Origin of the sequence: Sphingomonas sp. CCH9-E2 (genome assembly GCF_001557215.1) — a bacterium.
Lineage (GTDB): Bacteria > Pseudomonadota > Alphaproteobacteria > Sphingomonadales > Sphingomonadaceae > Sphingomonas.
The window spans coordinates 1-2,349 of the sequence record NZ_LSJM01000388.1 but is presented as its reverse complement, the minus strand read 5'-3'; the positions used below and the strand labels follow the sequence as shown (position 1 = coordinate 2,349).

The window sequence follows — 2,349 nt, the reverse complement described above, 5'->3', positions numbered from 1 at the left end:
CCCCTAAAGGGGAGGGGCTTAAGAAGAAGCCCGCTCCGCCGAGCCCGCCCAAGCCGCCGCGCGACACGCTGGATGGGGGTTGGGACCGGCGCCTGTCGCGCGGATTGGTCGCGCCGGAAAGTTCGATCGACCTGCATGGCCATACGCTCGCCAGCGCCCATGCGCTGCTCGATCAGGGGCTGGCCCGCGCGATTGCGCGCGGTGACCGGGTGCTGTTGCTGATTACCGGTAAGCCGCCGCGCCCCGAGTCCGAACGCCCGCATGCGCGCGGCGCGATTCGCGCTGCGGTGGGGGACTGGCTTGCCGCGTCGCGCCATGCCGATGCCATCGCGGCAGTGCGTGGTGCGCATCCGCGCCATGGCGGGCAGGGCGCGCTTTATATCATCCTCCGCAGATTTCGGTCGCCCGCTCGAAATTTTTAACCCTTTGCATGCATACCCGTGGCCGGGAAGCCGGATGGTCCGGCTGGCGTGGGGGATCGCGCAACCGCAATGGACGGATTTTCGCTCAAAAGCCGCGCGATTGCGTTCGCGCTGTGCGCGGGGGCGTTCGTCTTCATCCTGGCGCTCGCCGCGACGACGCGCGGGCCGTTCGACGTGGCCAGCGCCAGCCGCGCGCTGATCGCCGCGATCATCTGTGCCGCGATGTGCTGGGCCTATGCCGAGCGCACCATCGCCTCGACCGCCGCCGCGATCGACGCCGCGATCGAACGACTGACGCGCGCCGCCAATGGCGACCTGCAGAGCGAAATTCCGGAAGAGGTGGAGCAATGCGTGCCGCCACTTGCCCATGCCATGGACGGCCTGTTCCGCCAGCTGCACAGCAATCTGGACAGCGTCCAGCGGCTCGCGCTGTACGATCCGGTCACGGGCCTGCCCAACCGCACCCATTTCCGCCGCAGCTGTGAGCGGATGCTCGCCGAACTGCCACAGGATGCGATGGCGGCATTGTTCTTTATCGACCTCGACCGGTTCAAGGCGGTCAACGACACGCTGGGCCATGCGGTCGGCGACCAACTGCTGGGCATGGTCGCCAACCGCTTGCGCGCCGTCGCCGACCGCTTTGCGATCGAGGGCGATGCGCGCCAGCCGCTGATCGGGCGCCTGTCGGGCGACGAGTTCACCATCTATTTCCCCGAGCTGGGCCATGTCCGCGACGCTGATCGCGTGGGTCGCGGGATCCTGTTCGCGCTCTCCGAACCGTTCGACCTGGCCGATCAGGAAGTGTCGATCGGTGCATCGGTCGGGATCGCGCTGCGCCCCGAACATGGCACGTCGCTGACCGATCTGATGCGCGCCGCCGACGCCGCCATGTATCACGCCAAGGCCAAGGGTCGCGGCCGCGCCGAACATTTCACCGACCATCTCGCCAACGAAATCGCCGAGCGCGCGTTGCTCGAAAGCGACCTGCGCATGGCCGTCGAGCGCGACCAGTTCACCCTAGTCTACCAGCCGCAGATCAGCGCGGGCGATGGCCGTATCGTCGCCGCCGAGGCGCTGTTGCGCTGGCAGCATCCGACGCGCGGGCTGTGCCTGCCGGGCAGCTTTATCGGACGTGCCGAGGAAACCGGGCTGATCGTCGAGATCGGCGAATGGGTGGTCGAACATGTTGCCGCGACGATCGCGCGCTGGGGTGCGATGGGCATCGAACAGCGGATGGCGGTCAATATCAGCCCGCGCCAGCTCGACCATGCCGCCTTCTTCCGCCGGTTGCGTGAGGCCATGCAGGCCGCCGGCGCGCCTGCGCGGTTGCTGGAGCTCGAGATTACCGAGACGCTGGCGATGCACTGCTCGCGTGAGGTGATCGATGCCATTGCGGCGCTGCGCAGCGATGGCGCGACGGTGGCGGTGGACGATTTCGGCACCGGATACTCCAACCTCGCCCGACTGCGCGACCTGCCGCTCGACCGCGTCAAGCTCGACCGCAGCCTGGTCGAGAATGTCGCGACCAGCGCCGAGGCGCGGACCATCGCGCATGCGGTGATCGGCCTGATCCACGGCATCGGGTGCGAGGTGGTGGCCGAGGGGATCGAGACCGAGGCGCAGCTGGAAGTGCTGCGCGTGATCGGCTGCGACATTCTGCAGGGCTATGTCATCGCCAAGCCGATGGCCGAGGATGCGTTCCTCGAATGGGCGAGCGCGGCACCGCGCCTGGCGCTGCGGGCCTAGGCTCTCCGACATTCAATTCCCCTCCCTGAAAGGGAGGGGCAAGGGGTGGGTTTAGCGGCAAGCGAGGCTCGATGCCTCGATTGTCGCTTCACGCCGAGCAGTCGGGTTGAGTCTTTGGGCGCGCAGACGCGCGCACCCACCCCCGACCCCTCCCTTTCAGGGAGGGGAGTGAGGGCTAGCC

At 67.8% G+C, this 2,349-nt stretch carries 2 protein-coding genes; both read left to right on the top strand.

All coding sequences use genetic code 11. From position 1 onward, the window contains the following. The coding region (locus tag AX681_RS17585; RefSeq protein ID WP_066682568.1) for a Smr/MutS family protein at positions 1-422 on the top strand (422 nt) is incomplete at its 5' end. Between the two features lie 69 nt (positions 423-491). Beyond that, the gene (locus tag AX681_RS17580) at positions 492-2,168 is read left to right on the top strand and encodes a putative bifunctional diguanylate cyclase/phosphodiesterase (RefSeq protein ID WP_066655862.1); all 1,677 of its coding nucleotides are present in this window, start codon (positions 492-494) and stop codon (positions 2,166-2,168) included. Positions 2,169-2,349: the final 181 nt, after the last annotated feature.